This window comes from Micrococcus sp. HOU01 (genome assembly GCF_035609305.1).
Classification (GTDB): domain Bacteria; phylum Actinomycetota; class Actinomycetes; order Actinomycetales; family Micrococcaceae; genus Micrococcus; species Micrococcus luteus.
On sequence record NZ_CP141211.1, the window covers coordinates 890,652 to 912,499 of the forward strand.

A 21,848-nucleotide genomic window follows, 5' to 3' on the forward strand; every position below is an offset into this window, starting at 1 on the left:
TGGGGCGTGGAGCATGCACATAGTAAGGCCTGTTGGCAGGAGCAGTGACTCGAGTACATCAGCAGGAGTCGGTCTTCGGGCGGTGGCGGGCCGGTCACACCATCCCTTCCTCGACCGGGCGGCCACGAAGCTGCGGACTCCCCATCACTGCTGGGAGGCCCAGCCGAAGATCGAGGCAGGAGCCAAGCCCGTCGTGCCTCCTGGAGGCGGGTCCACCCGCTGGGAGCCACTGCGGGCCCCCGCCCGCCCCCGCCCCGCGAGCGGACGCCGGCCTTCCCCTGGCCGCCTGGCCGAACCTGGACTGCGGCGCCCTTCGGATGCACCGGATCAGATAGATCTCGTCCGCGGCAGGCACGCAGGTGCCGCCCGGCAGGTCAGCCCTTGCCCTCGGACCAGGGGCTCCGTAGACAGGGCCCGTGACCGGCCATGAGCACCCCCGCCCCGAGTCCATCTCCGCCGCCGTGGACGAGCAGATGCTGGAGGACTTCCTCAATCAGCACCTGCTCGGCTCCCGCTCCGGTGTGAAGGCGTTCCGCGCCGCCGAGCAGACCTGGGCCGGCACCTCGCAGGAGGCCGCGCTGCGCCGCCTCGGCGACGCCGTCCAGGACGACCAGGACCGCCTCGAGGCGCTCATCGGCGAACTGGGTCTCCGCACCCCGCTGGTGGACCGGGCCGCCGGCGCGGCGGCCGAGGTCGGCGGACGCCTCAACCCCGTGAACGCGCTGCGCACGCGCGGCTCCGGCTGGACGCAGATCGAACTGGACCTGCTGCAGGGCATGCTCCAGGCCAAGTCCGCGATGTGGCACGTCCTCGAACAGCTCGCGCCGCACCTGCCGGCGGTCGACGCCGCCGAGATGCACGCCCTGCGCCAGAGGAGCGGCGACCAGCAGCGCGAGGTCCAGCGCATCACCTCCGCCACCCTCGAGGGCCGGTTCCTCAACGGCTGAGGCCCGGGCTACTCCTCGCCCGTCTGATGCTCCCCGGACCGTCCGCCATGCACCTCGGCGGGCAGCTCGTCCACCGGGGCGACGACGACGTCCTGCAGCTTCCAGTCCAGGGCGGCGATCGCGTCCCGCAGCGCGCAGCAGCGGCCCACCGTCACGTCCGCCCCCTCGTGCGGCACCACGAACATCTCGACGTGGAACACGTGGCCCTCGTCCCGGACGCGGGCGCCCGCGTGGCGCACCCACGGCTCCGCCCAGGCGACCCGCTCGGCACGGTCGATGAGCGGGTGCGGCCGGGCGCCGTCGATCGTGGCGGCGCGGCGGTCCGCCAGGTTCGTGACGGCCTCCTTCAGGTTCTTCCAGCCGTCCAGCACGATGCTCACGCCCACGAAGATCGCCGCCGCGGCGTCCGCCCACCACCAGCCCAGGCCGATGCCGGCCACGCCGACGATGGTGGCCACGCCCGTCTGCCAGTCCGCCTTGTTCATGTCCGCGTCCGCGTACAGCACGCGGTCGTGGAGCTGCTCGGCCAGCTTGAGCTTCTTGTGGCCGAGGATCATGGGCCCGGGCACGGACAGGGCCATCACGGCCATCATGAACCAGCCCTGCCACACGGTGTGCCCGAACAGGTCGAACGTGCCGATGGGCGGGTGCTCCGCCGTCACCAGGCCCAGGATGGAGTCGCCGACGAGGACCACGCCCATCACGGACAGGGCGACGGCGGCCACGAGGTGCCCCACCCCGACGGACCGGTGAGAGCCGTAGGGCCGGGCCCGCGTCGGGGCCATGCGGGCCACGCGCAGGGCGACGAGGAACGCGATCGGCGGGATCAGGGAGAGCAGGTCCTCGATCCACGCGGCCCGCATGGCCTGCGAGGAGCCCATCACGATCGCCACGAGGACGATCGTGACCACGATCACCCCCAGCGTCGCCCATTCGAGCCGCTTGGCCTGCTGGACCACGCGCTCGATCTCCGGGGGCAGCTCCGTGGCGCCGAACCGGCGCCCGCTCGGCCCCGTCTCCCGGGTGTCCCGCCGCGTCATCGGGCCTCCTCCGCTGCGCGCTGGTCGAAGTACGCCTCGAGGGCCGTGAGCATCTGATTCTCACCCAGGGGCACGGCCATCACGAGCTTCACCGGCTCGCCGTCCGGGCCCTCCGCCTCGGCGTAGTCGCGGGTGATGCTCGCGTGCGACGTCCACGGGGACGCCGAGGTCAGGCCGCCGGCCACCAGGTCCATGTCGCCCTTCTCCAGCGCGGTCATGAGCGCCTCCTCCCCGGCCACGGTCCACTCGACGCGTGCGTCGTGCGCCGCCGCGAAGCCGCGGATCAGGTCGGGCTCGGGGCCGACGGGCTCGGCGCCCGAGGCGTCCACGTGGGGCGGGTGGTGCACGACGCCGGCGCGCAGCACCCCGCCCGTGACGCGGTCCAGGGTGCCGTCCGGGTCGGCGGGGTAGCCGGAGGAGGTGCAGGCGGTGAACCCGAGGGCGACGCCCCCGAGCAGGCCCGTCAGGGCGGCCCGACGGGTGATGGTCATCGTCCTCATTCCGTGGGCGAGTGCGAGCGGTGCCCGGCGTTGCCGAGGCCTTCGGCGCCGTCGAGATGGTCGAGCACGAGGCGGACCGCCTCCCGGGCGTCGGTGGTCTCGGACCAGCCGGTCGCGGCGCGCAGGGCCGTGGTGTCCATGATGGGCGCTGCCGCGGCCATGTCCACCCACCCCGGGTCGGTGGGCTGCAGCCGTGCCCGGTAGGTCAGCGCCGCGGCCGCTCGGAACAGGCCCACGGGCAGCTCCAGGATGCGGCGCGCCCCGAGGACGGTGCCCATGGTGTGCGCGTCCAGCACGGGGTCGGCGGCCACATTGAAGGCCCCGCCCGCCCGGTGGGCGATCACGCGCCAGTACGCGTCCGCCACGTCCTGGGCCGTGAGCGCCTGGAATCACAGGCCCCGCGGGAAGGGGAGCACCGGAGTGCGCAGGCGGGCGACCAGCCGGGCGGGGACGAGGTCGCCCAGGAAGTAGTCCTTGATCTCGGGCCCGGCCGCGGACTGGAAGATCAGCCCGGGGCGCAGCCGGGTCACCAGCAGCTCCGGGTGCTCGGCCTGCACGCGGTCGAGGATCGACTCGACCTCGGCCTTCTGCGCGGCGTAGTGCGAGGTGGGGACCCCGGTGGTGGGATGGGACTCGGCCACGGCGCGGCCCTTCGGCCCGGGCCCGTACGCGCCCACCGAGGACGCGTAGACCAGGTGGGGCACACCCGCCTCGGCCACGGCCCGGAACACCCGCTCGTTGCCGACCACGTTGACGGCGCGCAGGTGGTCACGGTCGCGGTTGGGGCGGATCACCCACACCAGGTCGACGACGGCGTCGGCGCCGGCGACGATCTCGCGCAGCCGCCCCGCCGCCGTGGGCTCCGCGACGTCCAGGCGGTGCCACTCGACGCCGTCGTAGGGCGCTCCGGCCCGGTCCGGGCCGCGCCGGCTCACGCCCACGATCGAGCTCACCTCGTCCGCGGCCTGGAGGCGGTGCAGGACAGCGGTGCCGACGTTGCCCGTCGCGCCCAGGACGACGATCCTCACGGCTTCAGGACCACCTTGATGCAGCCGTCCTCCTTCTTCTGGAACGTCTCATAGAGGGCGGGCGCGTCCTCGAGCGGGGCGGTGTGCGTGGTCAGGTCGAGCACGCCGAGGGGGTCGGACGGGTTGTCGAGCAGGGGCAGCAGGTCGTCCACCCAGCGACGGACGTTGCACTGGCCCATCGTCAGGGTGACCTGCTTGTCGAACAGGGTGAGCATCGGCATCGGGTCCTTCATGCCGCCGTAGACCCCGGAGAGCGACACCGTGCCGCCGCGCCGGACCGCGTCGATCGCGGTGTAGAGGGCGCTCAGGCGGTCGACGCTGGCGGTCTTCATGGCCGCCCGGCCGAGCGCGTCGGGCAGCAGGCCCACGGCGGTGTGGGCCGCATGCCCCGCCGGGGAGGCGTGCGCCTCCATGCCGACCGCGTCCACGACCCCGTCGGGGCCGCGGCCGCCGGTGCGCTCGCGGAGCACCTCGGCCTCGCCGCCGTCGGCGTCCAGGACCTCGATGCCGTGCCGGGCCGCCATCGCGCGGCGCTCGGGGACCGGGTCGACACCGATCACCCGGTACCCCAGGTGCACGCCGATGCGCGCCGCCAGCTGGCCGATGGGGCCGAGGCCGAGCACCGCGAGCGTGCCGCCGTCGGGGACGTTCGCGTACTGGACCCCCTGCCAGGCGGTGGGGACGACGTCCGAGAGGAACAGCCACTGCTCATCCGGACCGGTGTGCGGCACCTTCACGGGGCCGTAGTTCGCGTGGGGCACGCGTAGCAGCTCGGCCTGTCCGCCGGGGACGGAGCCGTAGAGCCGGGAGTAGCCGAAGAGTGCGGCGCCGGAGCCCTGCTCCCGCACCTGGGTGGTCTCGCACTGGGACTGCAGCCCGCGCTGACACATCCAGCACCGGCCGCAGGAGATGGTGAAGGGCACGACCACCCGGTCACCGGGCCGGATGTGGGTGACCTCGGACCCGACTTCGCGGACGATGCCCATTGGCTCGTGACCGATCACGTCCCCCGCGTCCATGAACGGCCCCAGGACCTCGTACAGATGCAGGTCCGACCCGCAGATGCCGGTCGAGGTGACCTCGATGATCGCGTCCGTCGGCTCCTGGATCCGAGGATCCGGGACGTCCTCGACGGCGACGTTGCGCTTTCCCTGCCATGTGAGTGCTCGCATGGTGGGACCGTAGCCGCGCCGGGCGGGCCGGCGGAAGCGTGCAGGCGCGGCGGGGCCGCAGCCTCGCCGGGGGAGCGGCCGCTCAGCCGGTGCGGCCGTCCAGCGACGCGCGGGTGCGGGCGGCGGCGTCCAGCACGACCGCGCGCAGCGGGGCCACCGCGTCATCCGTGTCCTCACCCGCGGCCGGCGGGCTGGCCAGGGCCTGCGCCTCCACGCGGCGCTGCCGGGCCGCGGCGCCGCCGTCGTCGATCATCGCCTGGACGCCGGCGAGCTCCGCCGCGCAGCCCAGCCGCTCGGCGACCGGGGTCAGTCGCTCGATCTCCGCCGGCAGGTGCTCCGCCAGCGGGACCTGGGTGCCCCGGGCGTCCACGATCACGGTGGCGTCCATGCCGTACCGGGCGGCGCGCCACTTGTTCTCCTGCACGTGCCACGGCGGCAGGACCTCGACCGTCTCACCGCGCTCCAGGCTCGCGGACAGGTCGTCCACGAGGCACTGCGTGTAGGCGGTCACGGCGGCGATCTCCTCGAGCGTGGCCAGGCCGTCGCACGCGCGCATCTCCACCGTGCCCAGGCGGGGCACGGCCCGCACGTCCCAGCGGCACTCGGTGACGTCCGCGATCATGCCCACCTGCTCCATCTGGGCCACGCAGCGCTCGAAGCCCTCCCACTCCTGGAACTGGAACGGCAGGCCGGCCGTGGGCAGCTGCTGGAACAGGAGGGTGCGCTGGGACTGGTAGCCCGTGTCCGTGCCCGCCCAGAAGGGGGAGGAGGCCGAGAGTGCGAGCAGGTGCGGCACGCGGTTGACCAGGCCGTTCACCACCGGCATGGCCTTGGAGACGTCGTCCAGGCCCACGTGCACGTGCACGCCGAAGATCAGCAGCTGCCGACCCCAGTACTGGGTGAGATCCAGCATGCGGTCGTAGCGCTCGCTGGGCGTCGAGGGCTGCGCGATCGCGTCCGCGAACGGGTGCGTGCCCTGGCAGAACAGGGAGATGCCCCGCTCGGCCGCGGCGTCCGCCACACGCGCGGCGATCCGGCCGAGGTCCGCCGTCGCGGCGTCGACGCGCTCGTGCACACCCGTGACGAGCTCCACCGTGTTCTGCAGGAGCTCGCTGGTCATGTGCGGGTTCACGTCGTCCTCGGCGAGGCCCTCGGTCACATGCAGGGCGCGCAGCAGGTCTGGGGCCTCGGAGCGCAGCTCGCCGGACACGGCGTCCACGAGCGCGAGCTCCCACTCGATTCCGAGAGTGGACTGCGCGGAGTCGGCGAAGGGCAGAGTCATGCCGCCCATCCTAGAAGCCCCTGCCGGGTCTGCGCCCGGTGTCCACGCTTCGGACCTAGGGTGGGGCGCATGGCCCGTCCCCGCCCCGCCTCCCGCTCGCCGCGCCCCACGGCCGCCGCCTCGGAGGCGGACGCCACCGCCCTGGCCCCCGTCCTCGAGGCGGAGGGCCGGGCCCTCCTCGACTCCCTCGCCGGGTACCGCGAGGCCGACGCGCTCGCGGTCTCCTCCCGCCTGCGTGCGGCCGGGCATCCGCCGGAGCGCGTGGCCGCCGCGCTGACCCAGGCCGCGCTGCGGTCCCGGGCGGAGGCCCGCCTCGGGCCGGAGGCGCGCCGGATGCTGTTCACCCGCGACGGCCTGGAGCAGGCCACCCGCCCGCTGGTCGCGGGCCTGCACGCGGACCGGCTGGCGGCCGCGGGGGCCCGGTGCGTCGCCGACCTCGGCTGCGGTCTCGGCCTGGACGCGCGCGCCTTCGCCGACCGGGGCCTGGACGTCGTGGCGGTGGAGCGGGACGCCGTCGTCGCCGCGGCCGCCGAGGTGAACCTCGCCGGCCACCGCGGCGCGCGTGTGGTGCACGGCGACGCCGTGGCCTGGGCCCGCGCCCACGTGCCCGCCGAGGCGGACGCGGTGTGGCTGGACCCCGCCCGCCGTCAGGTCGGCGGGGGCGGGTCCGCGCGCGTGTTCGACCCCGAGGCGTTCTCCCCGCCCCTGAGCGTCGTGACGGACATCGCCGCGACGGGCGTGCCGGTCGGGGTCAAGCTCGGCCCGGGGCTTCCGCACGAGGCCGTGCCGGAGGGCGCCGAGGCCGAGTGGGTGAGCGTCGACGGCGACGTTGTGGAGGCCGCCCTGTGGTTCAACGCGGCGGCCCGCCCCGGGGTGCGGCGGGCGGCGCGCGTCATGACCGTCCGGGGTGGGGAGACGACGACGGCGCAGCTCGTCTCCGGCGCGGACTTCGGCGACTCGCCCGAGGTCGAGGCCGTGGGGGAGGAGGGCATGGCAGGGCTCGTCGGCGCGGTCCTGCACGAGCCGGACGGCGCGGTCATCCGGGCCGGACTCGTGACGGACCTGGCCGTGTCCTGGCCCGTGCCGACGCGGCAGCTGGACCCCCACCTGGCCTACCTCGTCGCGCCCGAGCCCGTGCACGACGGCCTGGCCCGCGCCCATCGGATCGAGGCGGTGCACGGCTTCCACCTGGCCTCCCTGCGGCGCTGGGCGAAGGAGACCGGGGTGGGCCTGGCTGGACGTGAAGAAGCGGGGCATCCGCGAGACGCCCGAGGAGGTGCGTCGCGCCGTCCTCGGCGGGGCGAAGCCGGGCCGGCGTGGCGGGGCCGGACGGCACGCCACCCTCGTGCTGGCGCGCGTGGGTCGGTCGCGGTTCGCCCTCGAGGTGACGCCGTTGGACTGACGGGGCTCGAGGCCGCGGGCCCCGGGCGGCGGGAGCCGTCGAATCCCCGTTGGGGGATTACGGCACCCTCGTGTACGGTATTCGACTGAGGCAAGGCTCACCTCCACGGGAGCGCGCCCACCACCCCGACTGCTCATCCCGGGGCAGCCCCGCCGCCCAGAAGGAGAACCATGCCGCGTTCCGTCAGCGCCCCCCGCCTCGCCCGTCTCGCCCTGACCTCGGTGGCGGCCCTCGCCCTCGTCGGCTGCTCCGCCGGCGGCGCGGCCACGGGCTCGTCCTCCGCGAGCGCCTCCGGCGAGTCCTCGGCCTCCGCGAGCGCCGCCGGCGGCTCCTCGGCCGCCTCGGGCGGCATCGCGACCGGGGTCACCGTCACCGACATGTCCGGCGCCGAGGTCACCCTGCCGGAGGAGGTCGACTCCGTCATCGCCACGGACAACCGCACCTTCCGCACCCTGGACGACTGGGGAGTCGAGCTGTCGGCCGCACCGAAGCAGATCATGTACAAGGGCGAGGGCGGGCCCTCCTACCTCCAGGACGACTCGGTCGCCGACATCGGCAACCACCGGGAGCCGGACATGGAGCTGTTCGTCACGGCCGAGCCGGACGTCGTGTTCAACGGCCAGCGGTTCAACGAGCGCAAGGCCGAGATCGACGAGCTGACCGGCGACGCCGCCGTCGTGGACACGGACTTCGACGTCACGCAGACCCCCATGGACGAGGGCCTGAAGGAGCTGACCACCCTGCTGGGCGAGGCCACCGGCCACGAGGCCGATGCCGAGAAGCTCATCGCCGACTTCGACGCCGCCACCCAGCGCGCCAAGGACGCCTACGACCCCGAGCAGACCGTCATGGGCCTCATCGCCTCGGGCGGCGAGCTGTCGTACGTCGCGCCCAGCACCGGTCGCGCCATCGGCCCGTTCTTCGACATGCTGGAGCTGACCCCGGCCCTCGAGCAGTCGGGCACCGACAACCACCAGGGCGACGACATCTCCGTCGAGGCCATCGCGAAGTCGAACCCGGACTGGCTGATCGTCATGGACCGCGACGCCGCCATCGGCGAGGAGAACGCCACCGCCGCCGAGCTGATCGAGCGCTCCGAGGCCCTCCAGGACGTGACCGCGGTGAAGGAGGGCAACATCGTCTACCTGCCCGCCGACTTCTACGTCGCCGAGGACATCCAGAACCACACCACCGTCATGGAGGACCTCGCGAAGGCCTTCGAAGGCGCGCAGTGACTCTCGACGTGCGTCACCACGTCGCCGACGCCCCGCCCCGGCTCGAGGAGCCGGGGCGGGGCGACCGCGTGTGCTGGGTCCCGCCCGCCGTCCTGCGGCCCGAGCGCACCCGCTGGCAGCGCACCTGGCCGCTGTTGGTCGGCGTCGTGGTGACCGCGGCCCTCGTCGTGGTCTCGCTGTTCGTGGGCGTGTACGACGTCGGCGCGGAGGGCGGACGCGAGATGTTCGCCATCACGCGCGTGCCCCGCACGGTCGCCCTCGTGCTGGCCGGCGCCTCGATGGCGATGTGCGGGCTGATCATGCAGCTCATGACGCAGAACCGCTTCGTGGAGCCCAGCACCACGGGCACCACCGAGTGGGCCGGCCTCGGCCTGCTGGTGACCATGGTGCTCGTGCCGGGGGCGGGCCTGGTGACCCGGATGGTCGGGGCCATCCTCTTCGCCTTCGTCGGCACCCTCGTCTTCTTCCTCTTCCTGCGGCGTGTGCGCCTGCAGTCCTCCCTCATCGTGCCGATCGTGGGCATCATGCTCGGCGCCGTCGTGGGCGCCGCGTCGACGTTCCTCGCCCTCCAGACGGACATGCTGCAGCAGGTGGGCGCGTGGTTCGCGGGCTCGTTCACCTCCGTGGTCCGCGGCCGGTATGAGCTGCTCTTCCTCGTGCTGATCGTGTGCGTGGCGGTCTTCCTCATCGCGGACCGCTTCACCGTGGCCGGCCTCGGCAAGGACGTCGCCACGAACGTCGGCCTCAACTACGACGCCGTGATCCTCACCGGCGTGGCCATGGTGGCCGTGGCCACCGGCGTGGTCACCGTGGTGATCGGGGCCCTCCCGTTCCTGGGGCTCGTGGTCCCCAACCTCGTGTCCATGGTGCGCGGCGACAATCTGCGGACGAACCTGCCCTGGGTGGTCATGGTCGGCGTGTGGATCGTGATCGTCTGCGACCTGATCGGGCGCACCGTGATCGCCCCGTTCGAGGTGCCCATCTCGCTGATCCTGGGCCTCGTGGGCGCGATCGTGTTCCTCGCCCTGCTGCTGAGGCAGGCCAAGCATGGCTGAGCCGCTCGCGACCGCCCCGGGTCGCATCCCTGCCCCTCCCGGTGGCGCCACCGCGGCCGGGCCCGTCGAGGCCGACGCCCCGCGCCGGTCCGGCGCGTTCGTCACCGCCGCCGACCGCCGGAGGTATGCGGTCGTCGTCGCCGTGCTGGTCGCCGTCGCCGTGCTCTCCACCGCCGGGATCCTGCTGTGGGGCAACGAGGCCGAACCCGGTTCGCGCGCGTTCTGGATGATCGCGCGGATGCGCGTGGAGTCCCTGGGCGTGATCGGGATCGTGGCGCTGTGCCACTCCTTCGCGACCGTCACCTTCCACACGGTGACGGGCAACCGCATCATCACGCCCTCGATCATGGGGTTCGAGGCGCTCTACACCGCCGTGTCGACCGTCGCCGTGTACGTGCTGGGGGCCGCCGGCGTCGCGGTGCTGACCGGGGTGGGGCCGTTCCTCGCCCAGGCCGCGCTCATGGTGGCGCTGGCGACGGCCCTGTACTCGTGGCTGCTCTCCCGGCCCTACGGCAGCGTCCATCTGATGCTGCTCGTGGGCGTGGTGCTGGGCGGCGGGCTGGCCGCGCTGAGCACGTTCATGCAGCGACTGCTGGACCCGAACTCGTTCGACCTGCTGAGCGCGCGGCTCTTCGGCAACATCTCCAACGCCCGGACCGAGTACGTGGCGATCGCCGCGCCCATCGCCGTCGTCGTGTGCGCGCTGCTGTGGCTGCGCTCCCGCCGCCTGAACACGGTGGCGCTCGGCGCCGACGCCGCGACCAACCTGGGCCTGCACCACCGGCGCGAGCTCATGGTGACGCTGCTGCTGGTCTCCGTGCTGATGGCCATGACCACCGCGCTCGTGGGTCCGATGACGTTCCTCGGCTTCCTCGTGGCCACGCTGGCGTACAGCCTGGTCGACACCCACGACCACCGGTTCATCCTCCCGGTGGCGGCGTTGGCCGGGTACGCGGTGCTCACGAGCGCCTACTTCGTGCTGCGGCACGTGTTCTACGCGGGGGGTGCGGTCACGGTGGTCATCGAGCTGATCGGCGGCATCACCTTCCTGGTTGTCGTGATGAGAAAGGGACGTCTGTGATCGAGCTGCGCGGCGTGGTGAAGCGCCACAGCGACGAGGTGTGCATCGGACCCGTGGACCTGGACATCCAGGCCGGGGGAGTGACCGCGCTCGTGGGGCCCAACGGGGCGGGCAAGTCCACGCTGCTGACGATGATCGGCCGGTTGCAGGACGCCGACGCCGGGACGATCGCCGTGGGCGGGCACGACATCACCACGACGCCGTCCCGGAAGATCGCGCAGACCCTGTCCATCCTGCGGCAGGAGAACCACTTCGTGACGCGGCTGACCGTGCGGCAGCTCGTGGGGTTCGGGCGTTACCCGTACACGCGCGGCCGGCTGACCCTGGAGGACGAGCGGCACGTGTCCGACGCGATCGACTTCCTCAACCTCGGCCCGTTCGAGAACCGCTACCTCGACCAGCTCTCGGGCGGCCAGCGGCAGCGCGCGTACGTGGCGATGGTGCTGGCGCAGAACACCGAGTACGTGCTGCTGGACGAGCCGCTGAACAACCTGGACATGCAGCACTCGGTGCAGATGATGCAGCAGCTGCGCCGGGCCGCCGACGAGCTGGGCCGGACCGTGGTGATCGTGCTGCACGACATCAACTTCGCCGCCCACTACGCCGACCGGATCGTGGCCATGGGCGACGGTCAGGTGGTGGAGACCGGCACCCCGGCCGAGATCCTGCGCCCCGAGGTGCTGGAGCGGATCTTCCGCACCCCGTGCAACGTGGTGGACGGCCCGCACGGGCCCCTGGCCGTGTACTACTGAGCGGGGCGACGGTGAGGCCGGCCCGGGTCGGTCCGGGCGGGGGCCAGCTCGGTCCGGGCGGGGGTCGGGTGCCCGGCCGACGCGAGCGTTCCGTGGGCAGAACCCGCCGGGTCTCGCCTTCCGGGGGCAGGACCCGCGTGTTTCCAGGTTCCGTGGGCAGAAGCACCCTCGCTTCTGCCCACGGAACCCCTGCGCATGGACGGCAGGGCCATACGCGACGACGACGTCAGGCATCCCAGCCGTTCGAGACCTGTGCCCGTCGTCTGAGGACGGCCTCGATCACCCGCGCATATCCCTCGCCGACGTCCCGGCCCGTGACGTGCAGGGTCATCTGCCCACGCTCCGCGTAGTACTGGTCTCGCCGGGCGTCCCGGGCGTGTTGCTCGGCACTCCGGTGCACCTCGCCGTCGTACTGGAGGACGAGCCGGCAGTCCTCGAACCACAGATCGGCCTCGGGGGCGTCCCGCCGCCCGGGGTCGAACACGTGCTGCAGCGTCGGCTCGCCCAGCCCCGCCTCGACGAGCGCCAGCCTCAGCCGGGTCTCCTGCGGCGAGTCGGCACCCACCCGTACGCGCTCGAGCGCCGCCGTCGCCCGCGGTCTTCCGACGAACCGCCCGAGCGGCCGCATCGCCTCGTGCAGCGCGGTGACCGTGGTGATGGGAGGCCGCCGGCCGCGCGGGGACCAGGGGTGACGGACCAGGTGGTCACCCGCCGACACGAGGGATGCCTCGTCCCAGGGGTGGCCGATCGAGCACAGATCGAGCCAGGTCCGTTCCGGCGTCGTCACCCGTAGCCCGAGCACGGAGGTGACGTGGCCGGCGGGCAGGGGTCTGCGGTGCTCCATGACGCCGGGGATCCGCGCCCGTGCGGTGCCGCGGTGCAACGTGATCTCGACGGCGGCGCGTCGCGTGGCCCCGCCCGGGGGAAGCGGGAGGCCGTGGAGGTGCGCCGCCGTCTCGTGGGAGAGAACGGCGTCGGGACGGGACCGCAGGAGGGCGGTCAGCAGGTCGAGGCCGACCCCGTGGTGCGGCGGCGGGAGCCCGGCCGACTCCCAGGTGCGCAGCGGCATGTCACGGCGACGGTGGATGCCGCGGGCGAGGCGGAGGACGTCGGACCGCCGCACCCGGCTGGGCGGCAGACCGCGTTCGAGCACGTCGCGGGTGGTGAAGACGGGGACGAGGGGGAGATCGGGGGCGAAGGACATGGGTCGACCTTGACGCGGTCGGCCCGACGGCGGCCGGGCGGGCCGCGTGTCTGTGCACACCGGCGCGGGGTGGGCCGGCTGTGCAGGACTCGGCGGCGGCCGGTTGTCCCGCCGGGACGACGTCGTCATGGCTCGGTGGGCAGAACTGCGAGGAGTTCCGCCCACGCAACATCCGTGGGCAGAAGAGAGGGTGCTTCTGCCCACGGAGACCGAAAACCTGCGGTTGCTGCCCACGCGATGGGCGGGGGTGCGGTTTCTGCCCACGGAGGGGCGAGGGGGGAGGGTGGGGAGTGGGGGAGGGACAGGTTGCGGGCCGCAGTCGTGACCACTCCGCGTGCTCCCGGGCCCGGAACCCGCCCCCCCCCGCTGCCCCACGGTGCCCCGCCGCACCGCGCCCCACGCTTCCGCCCACGGCGGACGGCGGGGACACGGCTGGCACTCATGTTGAAGGAGTGCCAAAACCCGGAGTAGAATCGGGGCTGGCACTCGGGGGTACCGGGTGCCAATGCCCGAGGTGGACCGTCCGGCACCGCGACGACGGAGGGTCTGACGCCCGTGGCGCACCCGCAGACCACAGCATCAGCGGACCGGCGAGCCCGCCGGAGCCGCACGTCGACGAAGAAGGAGTGTGCAGCATGTCTGTCTCCATCAAGCCCCTCGAGGATCGCATCGTTGTCCGCCCCCTGGAGGCCGAGCAGACCACCGCGTCGGGCCTCGTGATCCCGGACACCGCCAAGGAGAAGCCGCAGGAGGGCCAGGTCGTGGCCGTGGGCCCGGGCCGGGTCGCCGAGAACGGCAACCGCGTGCCGGTCGACGTCGCCGAGGGTGACGTGGTGCTGTACTCCAAGTACGGCGGCACCGAGGTCAAGGTCGGCGGCGAGGAGTACCTGGTGCTCTCCGCCCGCGACGTGCTGGCCGTCGTCGCCAAGTGACCCCGCCGCGACGGGCCCGGTGAGCGGCGCGCACCGCACCGGTGCGCGCGCCCCGGGCCCCTCGCGTCCCCGCACCCCCTGACTCCCTGAACGAAAGGAGTGTCCGTCATGGCCAAGCAGCTGGCTTTCAACGACGACGCACGCCGCGCCCTCCAGGCCGGCATCGACAAGCTCGCCGACACCGTCAAGGTCACCCTCGGCCCCAAGGGCCGCAACGTGGTGCTCGACAAGGCGTGGGGCGCCCCCACCATCACCAACGACGGCGTCACGATCGCCCGTGAGGTGGAGCTGGAGGACCCGTACGAGAACATGGGCGCCCAGCTCGCCAAGGAGGTCGCCACCAAGACCAACGACATCGCGGGCGACGGCACCACCACCGCCACCGTGCTGGCCCAGGCCCTCGTGAACGAGGGTATGCGCCAGGTCGCCGCCGGCGCCGCGCCGGGCGAGGTCAAGAAGGGCATCGAGGTGGCCGTGGCCGCCGTCGAGCGGCGCCTGCAGGAGAACGCCCGCCCGGTCGAGGGCCAGGAGGTGGCCCACGTGGCCGCCATCTCGGCCCAGAACGACGAGGTCGGCGAGCTGCTGGCCCGCGCGTTCGACACGGTCGGCACCGACGGCGTCATCACCATCGAGGAGTCCTCCACAACCTCCACCGAGCTGGACGTCACCGAGGGCATGCAGTTCGACAAGGGCTTCCTGTCCCCGTACATGGTCACCGACGCCGAGCGTCAGGAGGCCGTGCTCGAGGACGCCTACGTCCTGATCAACTCGGGCAAGATCTCCAACGTGCAGGAGCTGCTGCCCCTGCTGGAGAAGGTCCTGCAGGCCAACAAGCCGCTGTTCGTGATCGCCGAGGACGTCGAGGGCGAGGCCCTGTCCACCCTCGTGGTGAACAAGATCCGCGGCACCCTGAACGTCGTGGCCGTCAAGGCCCCGGGCTTCGGTGACCGCCGCAAGGCCATGATGCAGGACATCGCGATCCTCACCGGCGCCCAGGTCGTCTCCCCGGACCTCGGCATGAAGCTCGAGCAGGCCGACCTGGACGTGCTCGGCTCCGCCCGCCGCATCACCGTCACCAAGGACGAGACCACCATCGTCGACGGCGGCGGTGCGGCCGAGGACGTCGAGGCCCGGGTCGCCCAGATCAAGGCCGAGTCCGCCGCGACCGACTCCGACTGGGACCGCGAGAAGCTCCAGGAGCGCCTCGCCAAGCTCTCCGGCGGCATCGGCGTGATCCGCGTGGGCGCCGCCACCGAGGTGGAGCTCAAGGAGCGCAAGCACCGCATCGAGGACGCCGTGTCCTCGACCCGCGCCGCCCTCGAGGAGGGCATCGTGGCCGGCGGCGGCACCGCGCTCATCAACGCGCTGACCGCGCTCGACACCGACGCCGACGTCCAGGCCCTGACCGGCGACGCCGCCGTGGGCGTGGACATCGTCCGCAAGGCCCTGAAGCAGCCGCTGCGCTGGATCGCCCAGAACGCGGGCGAGGACGGCTACGTGGTGGTCTCCAAGGTCGCCGAGCTGGAGCCGAACCACGGCTTCAACGCGAAGACCGGCGTCTACGGCGACCTGATCGCCGACGGCGTGATCGACCCGGTCAAGGTGACCCGCTCCGCGCTGGCCAACGCCGCCTCCATCGCGGCCCTCGTGCTGACCACCGAGACCCTCGTGGCGGACAAGCCCGCCGAGGAGGACGAGGCCGACCACCAGCACTGACCCCTGAGTCGGCCCTGACGCGGCCGGCTGTCGACGACGGCCCCTCACCCGCCCGGGTGAGGGGCCGTCGTCGTCCGGGCGGGAGACGCCGGCCGTCCGGGGTGCCCTCTAGGGTGTGCCCATGGACACACCCACGCCGCCCCATCCCACCGGGTCCCACACGACCCGGACCCCGGCCCGGCCACGGCTGCGCCGCTTCGTCCGCGAGTTCTCCTATCCGCACGGCATCCACCCGGCCCTCGTGCCGGGCGTGTCCGTGGAGGACCGCCGGGTGCGCTACGGCGTGGACCGGGTGATCCTCGCCGTCGTCGGCCTGCTGGTGGTCGGCTTCGTGGTGTGGGGTGTGCTGCAGCCGGACGCCGTGCTGGCCGTCTCGAGCGCGGCCCTCGACTGGGTGATGGTCCACGCCGGCTGGCTGTTCGTCCTGCTGGCCATCGGGATGGTGGTGTTCCTGCTGGTCCTGGCGTTCTCCCGGTACGGCGAGATCCCGCTGGGCCTGGACGGGGAGAAGCCCGAGTACTCCACGGCGAGCTGGTCGGCCATGCTCTTCGCGGCCGGCATCGGCATCGGCATCATCTTCTTCGGCCCGTACGAGCCGCTGACCTACTACCTGGCCCCGCGCCCGGGGGCGTACGAGGCGGGGAGCGAGGAGGCGGTGACGGGCGCGCTGGCCCAGGCCGCGCTGCACTGGGGCGTGAACGCGTGGGCGATCTACGCGATCGTCGGCCTGTCGGTCGGCTACGTGTCCTACCGCCGGGGCCGGGTGCCGCTGATGAGCTCGATCATCGCGCCGCTGTTCGGCGACTCCCCGCGCAGCGACTCGGTCGGCGCGCGCCTGATCGACGGGCTCGCGATCATCGCCACATTGTTCGGCACGGCGGCCTCGCTGGGCATCGGCGCCCTGCAGATCGGCCGCGGCGTGGAGATCGTCTCGGGGTGGTCGGCGCCGGGGAACACGGTGGCGCTGGGGATCATCGTGGTGCTCACGATCGGCACCATCGTCTCGGCGGTGTCCGGTGTGGCCCGCGGCATCCGGTGGCTGTCCAACATCAACATGCTGCTCGCCCTCGGCCTGGCGCTGTTCTTCTTCGTCGTCGGCCCGACGGCGTTCCTGCTGAACATCGTGCCCGGCGTCCTGATGGACTACGTCTCCTCCGCCCCGGACGCCCTCGGCGCCTCGATGGCCGAGGGGGAGGACATGCAGGAGTTCCTCTCCAACTGGACGATCTTCTACTGGGCGTGGTGGGTCAGCTGGGCCCCGTTCGTGGGCGTGTTCATGGCGAAGATCTCGAAGGGCCGGACCATCCGCCAGTACGTCCTCGGCGCCCTGTTCATCCCGGCCGCGGTGATCGTGGGCGCGTTCACGATCATCGGCGGCACCACCATCTGGCTGCAGCGGACCCGGGGCTCCGTGGCGCCGGACGGCACGGCCGCCTCGCTGCCTGCGCCGGCGGAGATCTTCTGGGTGGTCCTGGACCAGCTGCCCGGCGGCGGGCTGGTGGCCCCGGTCGTGATCATCATGCTGGCGGTCTTCTTCATCACGACGGCGGACTCCGCCTCGATCGTGAACTCGCAGCTCTCGCAGCGCGGCGACCCGGCCCCACGCCGCATGATCACGGTGTTCTGGGCACTGTGCATGGCGGGCATCGCCGTCGTGATGCTGCTGACCGGCGGCGACACCGCGCTCACCGGCCTGCAGAACCTCATCACCATCACGGCGCTGCCGTTCACCGTGGTGCTCGTCCTCATGGCGGTCGCGCTCCAGCGCGAACTGGCCAACGACCCCTTCGCGATCCGTGACCGGTACCAGCGGGCCGCCGTCGAGAAGGCGACGGTGCGGGGCCTGGTGGAGTACGGGGACGACTTCGCGTTCACGGTGGAGCGCACCCCGCCGGGCAGCTGGTACGCGGCCGGCGAGGGGTTCGACTCCACCGCCGCGGAGATCACCGACTGGTACCGCCGTACGGACGAGGACGGGAACCCCGTGGACTACGACTACGTGCTGGGCGAGTATCTGGACGAGGGGGACGGCGCGGACGGGCCCGCCGGAGCGGGCCCGTCCGCTCGGTGACTCAGGCGCGCGGCTCCGGGGTGCCGACGAGCTCGGCGCGGGAGTCGGCGGTCGCGTGGGCGCGGGCCTCGACGATCTCCTCCTCGTCCTCGCCGAAGATGTCACCGCGCGGGGCGTCGTAGCGGTCCCGGTCGAGGATGCCCTCCTGGGAGGCCACGAGCGCGGGGATGAGGGCCTGGCCGGACACGTTGAGGGCGGTGCGGCCCATGTCCACGATCGGGTCGACAGCCAGGAGCAGGGCCATGCCCTCGAGGGGCAACCCGGCGGTGGACAGCGTGAGCGTGAGCATCACGGTGGCGCCGGTGGTGCCGGCGGTCGCGGCCGAGCCCAGCACGGACACGAGCGCCACGAGGGCGTACTGGCTCAGGCTCATCTCGATCCCGTAGAACTGGGCGATGAACACGGCGGCCACGGCCGGGTAGATCGCGGCGCAGCCGTCCATCTTGGTGGTGGCGCCCAGCGGAACGGCGAAGGAGGCGTAGCCGGTGGGCACGCCGAAGTTGCGCTCGGCCACCCGCTGGGTCACCGGCAGGGTGCCGAGCGAGGAGCGGGAGACGAAGCCGAGCTGGACGGCCGGCCACACGCCGGTGAAGAACTGCTTCACGGAGAGGCCGTGCAGGCGGGCGAGCACGGGGTAGACCACGAACATGACGATCGCCAGGCCCACGTAGATCGCCACCACGAACTTCGCCAGCGTGCCCATCGTGGACCAGCCGTAGGAGGCCACGGCGTTGCCCAGCAGGCCGATGGTGCCGATCGGTGCCAGGCGGATGATCCACCACAGCAGCTTCTGGATGATCGCGAGCACCGAGCGGGAGAACGTGAGGAACGGGGCGGCCTTCTCGCCGACCTTGAGCGCGGCCACGCCCACGACGATCGCGATCACGAGGATCTGCAGCACGTTGAACGTGGGGGAGGAGGCCAGCGCGCCGTCCTCGCCCGCCGTGGTCTTGACGGTCAGGCCGAGGAAGTTCGCCGGCACCAGGGAGGTCAGGAAGTCGAGCCAGCCGACGTCCTTGGCCTGGTACGACGCCGGCGCGGTCTGGCCGGTGCCCACGCCCGGTTGCAGCACGACGCCGACGGCGAGGCCGATGAGCACCGCGATCAGGCTCGTGATGGCGAACCAGAGCAGGGTCTTGGCGGCCAGGCGGGCCGCGTTGGTCACCTGGGCCAGGTTGGCGATGGAGGCGACGACGGCGAAGAAGACCAGCGGGACGACCGCGGCCTTCAGCAGGCTGATGTAGATGCTGCCGACGGTGGCCAGCGTCTCACCGAGCCAGGTCGGGTGCTCGGCGGTGTGCCCCGTCGCGCGGGCGATCAGGCCCAGGACGAGGCCGAGGACGAGGGCGGCGGCGATCTGCCAGCCGAAGTTCGACGTCCAGGCGGGGAGCCGGCGTCGGGGCGCCGGTGCGGGGGAGGATTGTGCGGTGCTCATCCGGGGAGGTTAGGCAGTCCAATACCATGACGCCGAAACGGATTGCGCCATGTGACGTCGTGGTGACGTCCGTCTCGTCCCCGCGTGGCCCAGTGCGAAGGCCCTGTGACGTGGCCCGCACCCGGGTCGCCGGTTTGACCCCCGGGCATAGAATCGCGGAAACACCCGTCCCGAAAGGCGCCTTCGTGACCACCACCAGCACCGGTCCCAGCCCCGAGCCCGTCCACTCCTCCTCGGATCCCTTCGGCTTCTTCGGCCTCACCTATGACGACGTCCTGCTGCTGCCCAACGCCACCGACGTGATCCCCGCGGACGCGGACCCGGGCACCCGGCTGACCCGCAACATCCGCTTGAACATCCCCATCGTCTCCGCGGCGATGGACACCGTGACCGAGGCTCCCCTGGCCATCGCCATGGCCCGCCAGGGCGGCATGGGCATCATCCACCGCAACCTGTCCATCGAGGACCAGGCCCGCCACGTGGACACCGTGAAGCGCTCCGAGTCGGGGATGATCAAGGACCCCGTGACCATCGGCCCCGACGCCACGCTCGCCGACCTGGACGAGCTGTGCGCCCAGTACCGCGTCTCGGGCCTGCCGGTGGTGGCCGAGGACATGACGCTGCTGGGCATCATCACCAACCGCGACACCCGCTTCATCCCGCGCGAGGAGTGGGCCACCCGCACGGTGGACACCGCCATGACCCGCATGCCGCTGGTCACCGCGCAGGAGGGCGTCTCGCGCGCCGAGACGATCCGCCTGTTCTCCCAGAATCGCGTGGAGAAGCTGCCGCTCGTGGACGATGCGGGCCGCCTGACCGGCCTGATCACCATCAAGGACTTCGACAAGGCGGAGCAGTACCCGGACGCCGCGAAGGACGACGAGGGTCGGCTGCGCGTCGGCGGCGCCGTCGGCTTCTTCGGCGACGGCTGGGAGCGCGCCATGGCGCTCGTCGAGGCGGGTGTGGACGCCCTCGTGGTGGACACCGCGAACGGCCACACGCACGGCGTGCTGGACATGATCGCGCGCCTGAAGAAGGAGAAGGCGGCCGCGCACGTCGACGTCATCGGCGGTCAGGCTGCGACCTACGCGGGCGCCAAGGCGATCGTCGACGCCGGCGCGGACGCCGTGAAGGTGGGCGTGGGCCCGGGCTCGATCTGCACGACCCGTGTGGTGGCCGGCGTCGGCGTCCCGCAGATCACCGCCATCTACGAGGCGGCCAAGGCCACGCGCCCCGCGGGCGTCCCGCTGATCGCCGACGGCGGCCTGCAGCACTCCGGTGACATCGGCAAGGCCCTCGTGGCCGGCGCCGACTCGGTGATGCTCGGCTCCCTGCTGGCGGGCACCGCCGAGTCCCCGGGCGACCTCGTGTTCTACCAGGGCAAGCAGTTCAAGACCTACCGCGGCATGGGCTCCCTGGGCGCCATGCAGACCCGCAACGGCACGCGCTCCTTCTCAAAGGACCGCTACTTCCAGGCGGACGTGCCGGACGAGGACAAGCTGATCCCCGAGGGCATCGAGGGCCAGGTGCCCTTCCGGGGCCCGGTCGCCTCGGTGGTCCACCAGCTCGTGGGCGGCCTGCGCCAGACGATGTTCTACACGGGCGCGTCCACGGTGGCCGATCTCAAGGAGAACGGCCGCTTCGTGCGCATCACCGCGGCGGGCCTGAAGGAGTCCCATCCGCACGACATCATGATGACTGTCGAGGCCCCGAACTACCGTTCGCGATGACCTGCACGTCGGGTCCGGGGGAGCCCCCGGACGGGGCGGCGCCGACGACACGGTCGGCGCCGCCCCGTGGCGCCTGGGCTAGGCTGGCCCGGTGACGAACCAGATTGAGATCGGCCGCGGCAAGCGCGGCCGCCGGGCCTTCTCCCTCGACGACGTGTCCGTGGTGCCCGCGCGGCGCACCCGGGATCCCCAGGACGTCAGCCTCACGTGGCGCATCGACGCCTACACGTTCGACATGCCCGTGATCGGTGCGCCCATGGACTCCGTGATGAGCCCGGAGGCCGCCATCGCGATGGGGCGGCTGGGCGGTCTCGGCGTCCTCAACCTCGAGGGCCTGTGGACCCGCCACGAGGACCCGCGCCCGCTGCTCGAGGAGATCGCCGCCCTCCAGGCCGGCCCGGCCGGGACCGAGGCCACCCGCAAGCTGCAGGAGGCCTACGCGGCCCCCATCCGCCCCGATCTGATCACCGAGCGCCTCGCGCAGATCCGCGAGGCCGGCGTCGTCGTCGCGGGCTCGCTGACCCCGCAGAACACGCAGGAGTTCTACCGCACCGTCGTGGCGGCGGGCGTGGACCTGTTCGTCATCCGCGGTACCACCGTCTCGGCCGAGCACGTCTCCTCCACCCAGGAGCCGCTGGACCTCAAGCAGTTCATCTACGAGCTGGACGTGCCCGTGATCGTGGGCGGGGCGGCCGGCTACACGCCGGCCCTGCACCTGATGCGCACCGGCGCGGCCGGCGTGCTCGTCGGCTTCGGCGGCGGCGCGTCCACCACCACGCGCCGCGCCATGGGCATCCGCGTGCCGATGGCCACGGCCATCTCGGACATCGCCGAGGCGCGCCGCGACTACATGGACGAGTCCGGCGGCCGCTACGTGCACGTGATCGCCGACGGCGGCGTCTCCACCTCGGGGGAGATCGTCAAGGCGATCGCCATGGGCGCGGACGCGGTCGTCCTGGGCGCCGCCCTGGCCCGCGCCACCGACGCCCCCGGCGGCGGCTGGCACTGGGGCCTCGAGGCCGCCCACCCGGAGCTGCCGCGCGGGCACCGCACGCACGTGGGCCAGGTGGCTCCGCTGGAGGAGGTCCTGTGGGGGCCCGGCCGCCACGCGGACGGCACGTCCAACCTGATGGGCGGCCTGAAGCGCGCCATGGCCACCTGCGGCTACACCGAGCTCAAGGACTTCCAGAAGGTGGAGGTCCTCGTGACCCCCACCCAGACCGTCTGATCCCCGCCGCCGCGTGGCGGCACCCCGACCGGAAGAGT

16 protein-coding genes and 2 pseudogenes are annotated in these 21,848 nt (G+C 72.6%); 11 read left to right on the forward strand and 7 right to left on the reverse strand.

Features of this window, described 5'->3' with window-relative positions; genetic code table 11:
- The first annotated feature begins 416 nt into the window (after window positions 1–416).
- Window positions 417–947: a hypothetical protein gene (locus SOY78_RS04215; RefSeq protein ID WP_144825587.1), complete on the forward strand. Its 531-nt coding sequence runs from the start codon at window positions 417–419 to the stop codon at window positions 945–947.
- An 8-nt stretch (window positions 948–955) separates the two neighbouring features.
- Here the strand turns inward: SOY78_RS04215 and SOY78_RS04220 are convergent, their stop codons facing one another.
- From SOY78_RS04220 to SOY78_RS04240, 5 genes and pseudogenes are all read right to left on the reverse strand, one after another.
- Window positions 956–1,987: a cation transporter gene (locus SOY78_RS04220; RefSeq protein ID WP_324701843.1), complete on the reverse strand. Its 1,032-nt coding sequence runs from the start codon at window positions 1,985–1,987 to the stop codon at window positions 956–958.
- Window positions 1,984–2,478 carry an ABC transporter substrate-binding protein gene (locus SOY78_RS04225; RefSeq protein WP_145951026.1) on the reverse strand — a complete coding sequence of 165 codons (495 nt, stop codon included), beginning with the start codon at window positions 2,476–2,478 and terminating at the stop codon, window positions 1,984–1,986. The genes SOY78_RS04220 and SOY78_RS04225 overlap by 4 nt, the downstream gene beginning before the upstream one ends.
- Before the next feature lie 5 nt (window positions 2,479–2,483).
- Window positions 2,484–3,515, reverse strand: a pseudogene (locus SOY78_RS04230) (NAD-dependent epimerase/dehydratase family protein).
- Window positions 3,512–4,687 (reverse strand): zinc-dependent alcohol dehydrogenase, encoded by a 1,176-nt coding sequence (locus SOY78_RS04235; protein ID WP_324701844.1) that lies wholly within the window; start codon window positions 4,685–4,687, stop codon window positions 3,512–3,514. Before SOY78_RS04235 ends, SOY78_RS04230 begins: the two are co-directional and overlap by 4 nt.
- Before the next feature lie 82 nt (window positions 4,688–4,769).
- Window positions 4,770–5,969, reverse strand: coding sequence for a glutamate--cysteine ligase (locus SOY78_RS04240; RefSeq protein ID WP_324701845.1), 1,200 nt, complete (start codon window positions 5,967–5,969; stop codon window positions 4,770–4,772).
- A 69-nt stretch (window positions 5,970–6,038) separates the two neighbouring features.
- Here SOY78_RS04240 and SOY78_RS04245 point away from each other — a divergent pair.
- The 5 genes and pseudogenes from SOY78_RS04245 (at window position 6,039) to SOY78_RS04265 (ending at window position 11,494) form a co-directional block, all read left to right on the forward strand.
- Window positions 6,039–7,371: pseudogene (locus SOY78_RS04245) on the forward strand (THUMP-like domain-containing protein).
- Window positions 7,372–7,541: 170 nt separating this feature from the next.
- Window positions 7,542–8,606, forward strand: coding sequence for a siderophore ABC transporter substrate-binding protein (locus SOY78_RS04250; protein WP_127435090.1), 1,065 nt, complete (start codon window positions 7,542–7,544; stop codon window positions 8,604–8,606).
- On the forward strand, window positions 8,603–9,661 hold the full coding sequence (locus tag SOY78_RS04255; protein ID WP_080696050.1) for an ABC transporter permease: 1,059 nt from the start codon (window positions 8,603–8,605) through the stop codon (window positions 9,659–9,661). Before SOY78_RS04250 ends, SOY78_RS04255 begins: the two co-directional genes overlap by 4 nt.
- A complete protein-coding gene (locus tag SOY78_RS04260; protein WP_036384982.1) occupies window positions 9,654–10,742 on the forward strand; it encodes an iron chelate uptake ABC transporter family permease subunit in 1,089 nt (362 codons plus the stop codon). Before SOY78_RS04255 ends, SOY78_RS04260 begins: the two co-directional genes overlap by 8 nt.
- Window positions 10,739–11,494 (forward strand): ABC transporter ATP-binding protein, encoded by a 756-nt coding sequence (locus SOY78_RS04265; RefSeq protein ID WP_141844211.1) that lies wholly within the window; start codon window positions 10,739–10,741, stop codon window positions 11,492–11,494. The genes SOY78_RS04260 and SOY78_RS04265 overlap by 4 nt, the downstream gene beginning before the upstream one ends.
- A 226-nt stretch (window positions 11,495–11,720) precedes the next feature.
- Here the strand turns inward: SOY78_RS04265 and SOY78_RS04270 are convergent, their stop codons facing one another.
- Window positions 11,721–12,698 carry a hypothetical protein gene (locus SOY78_RS04270; protein WP_070708754.1) on the reverse strand — a complete coding sequence of 326 codons (978 nt, stop codon included), beginning with the start codon at window positions 12,696–12,698 and terminating at the stop codon, window positions 11,721–11,723.
- Window positions 12,699–13,333: 635 nt separating this feature from the next.
- On the opposite strand from SOY78_RS04270, the gene groES reads away from it, so the two are divergent.
- The 3 genes from groES to SOY78_RS04285 all read left to right on the forward strand — a co-directional run bounded on the left by groES (window position 13,334) and on the right by SOY78_RS04285 (window position 17,417).
- The gene (groES, locus tag SOY78_RS04275; protein WP_044659448.1) at window positions 13,334–13,630 is read left to right on the forward strand and encodes a co-chaperone GroES; all 297 of its coding nucleotides are present in this window, start codon (window positions 13,334–13,336) and stop codon (window positions 13,628–13,630) included.
- A 108-nt stretch (window positions 13,631–13,738) separates the two neighbouring features.
- Window positions 13,739–15,346, forward strand: a complete 1,608-nt coding sequence (gene groL, locus SOY78_RS04280; RefSeq protein WP_144825883.1) for a chaperonin GroEL — start codon at window positions 13,739–13,741, stop codon at window positions 15,344–15,346.
- 121 nt (window positions 15,347–15,467) lie between these two features.
- A complete protein-coding gene (locus tag SOY78_RS04285) occupies window positions 15,468–17,417 on the forward strand; it encodes a BCCT family transporter (protein WP_080696035.1) in 1,950 nt (649 codons plus the stop codon).
- A gap of 1 nt (window position 17,418) precedes the next feature.
- Here the strand turns inward: SOY78_RS04285 and SOY78_RS04290 are convergent, their stop codons facing one another.
- The gene (locus SOY78_RS04290) at window positions 17,419–18,852 is read right to left on the reverse strand and encodes a dicarboxylate/amino acid:cation symporter (RefSeq protein WP_036384652.1); all 1,434 of its coding nucleotides are present in this window, start codon (window positions 18,850–18,852) and stop codon (window positions 17,419–17,421) included.
- A 185-nt stretch (window positions 18,853–19,037) separates the two neighbouring features.
- Between SOY78_RS04290 and guaB the strand changes: the two genes are divergently transcribed.
- A complete protein-coding gene (guaB, locus tag SOY78_RS04295) occupies window positions 19,038–20,582 on the forward strand; it encodes an IMP dehydrogenase (protein ID WP_036384655.1) in 1,545 nt (514 codons plus the stop codon).
- 91 nt (window positions 20,583–20,673) lie between these two features.
- A complete protein-coding gene (locus SOY78_RS04300) occupies window positions 20,674–21,810 on the forward strand; it encodes a GuaB3 family IMP dehydrogenase-related protein (protein WP_115260767.1) in 1,137 nt (378 codons plus the stop codon).
- The last annotated feature ends 38 nt before the right edge of the window (window positions 21,811–21,848 follow it).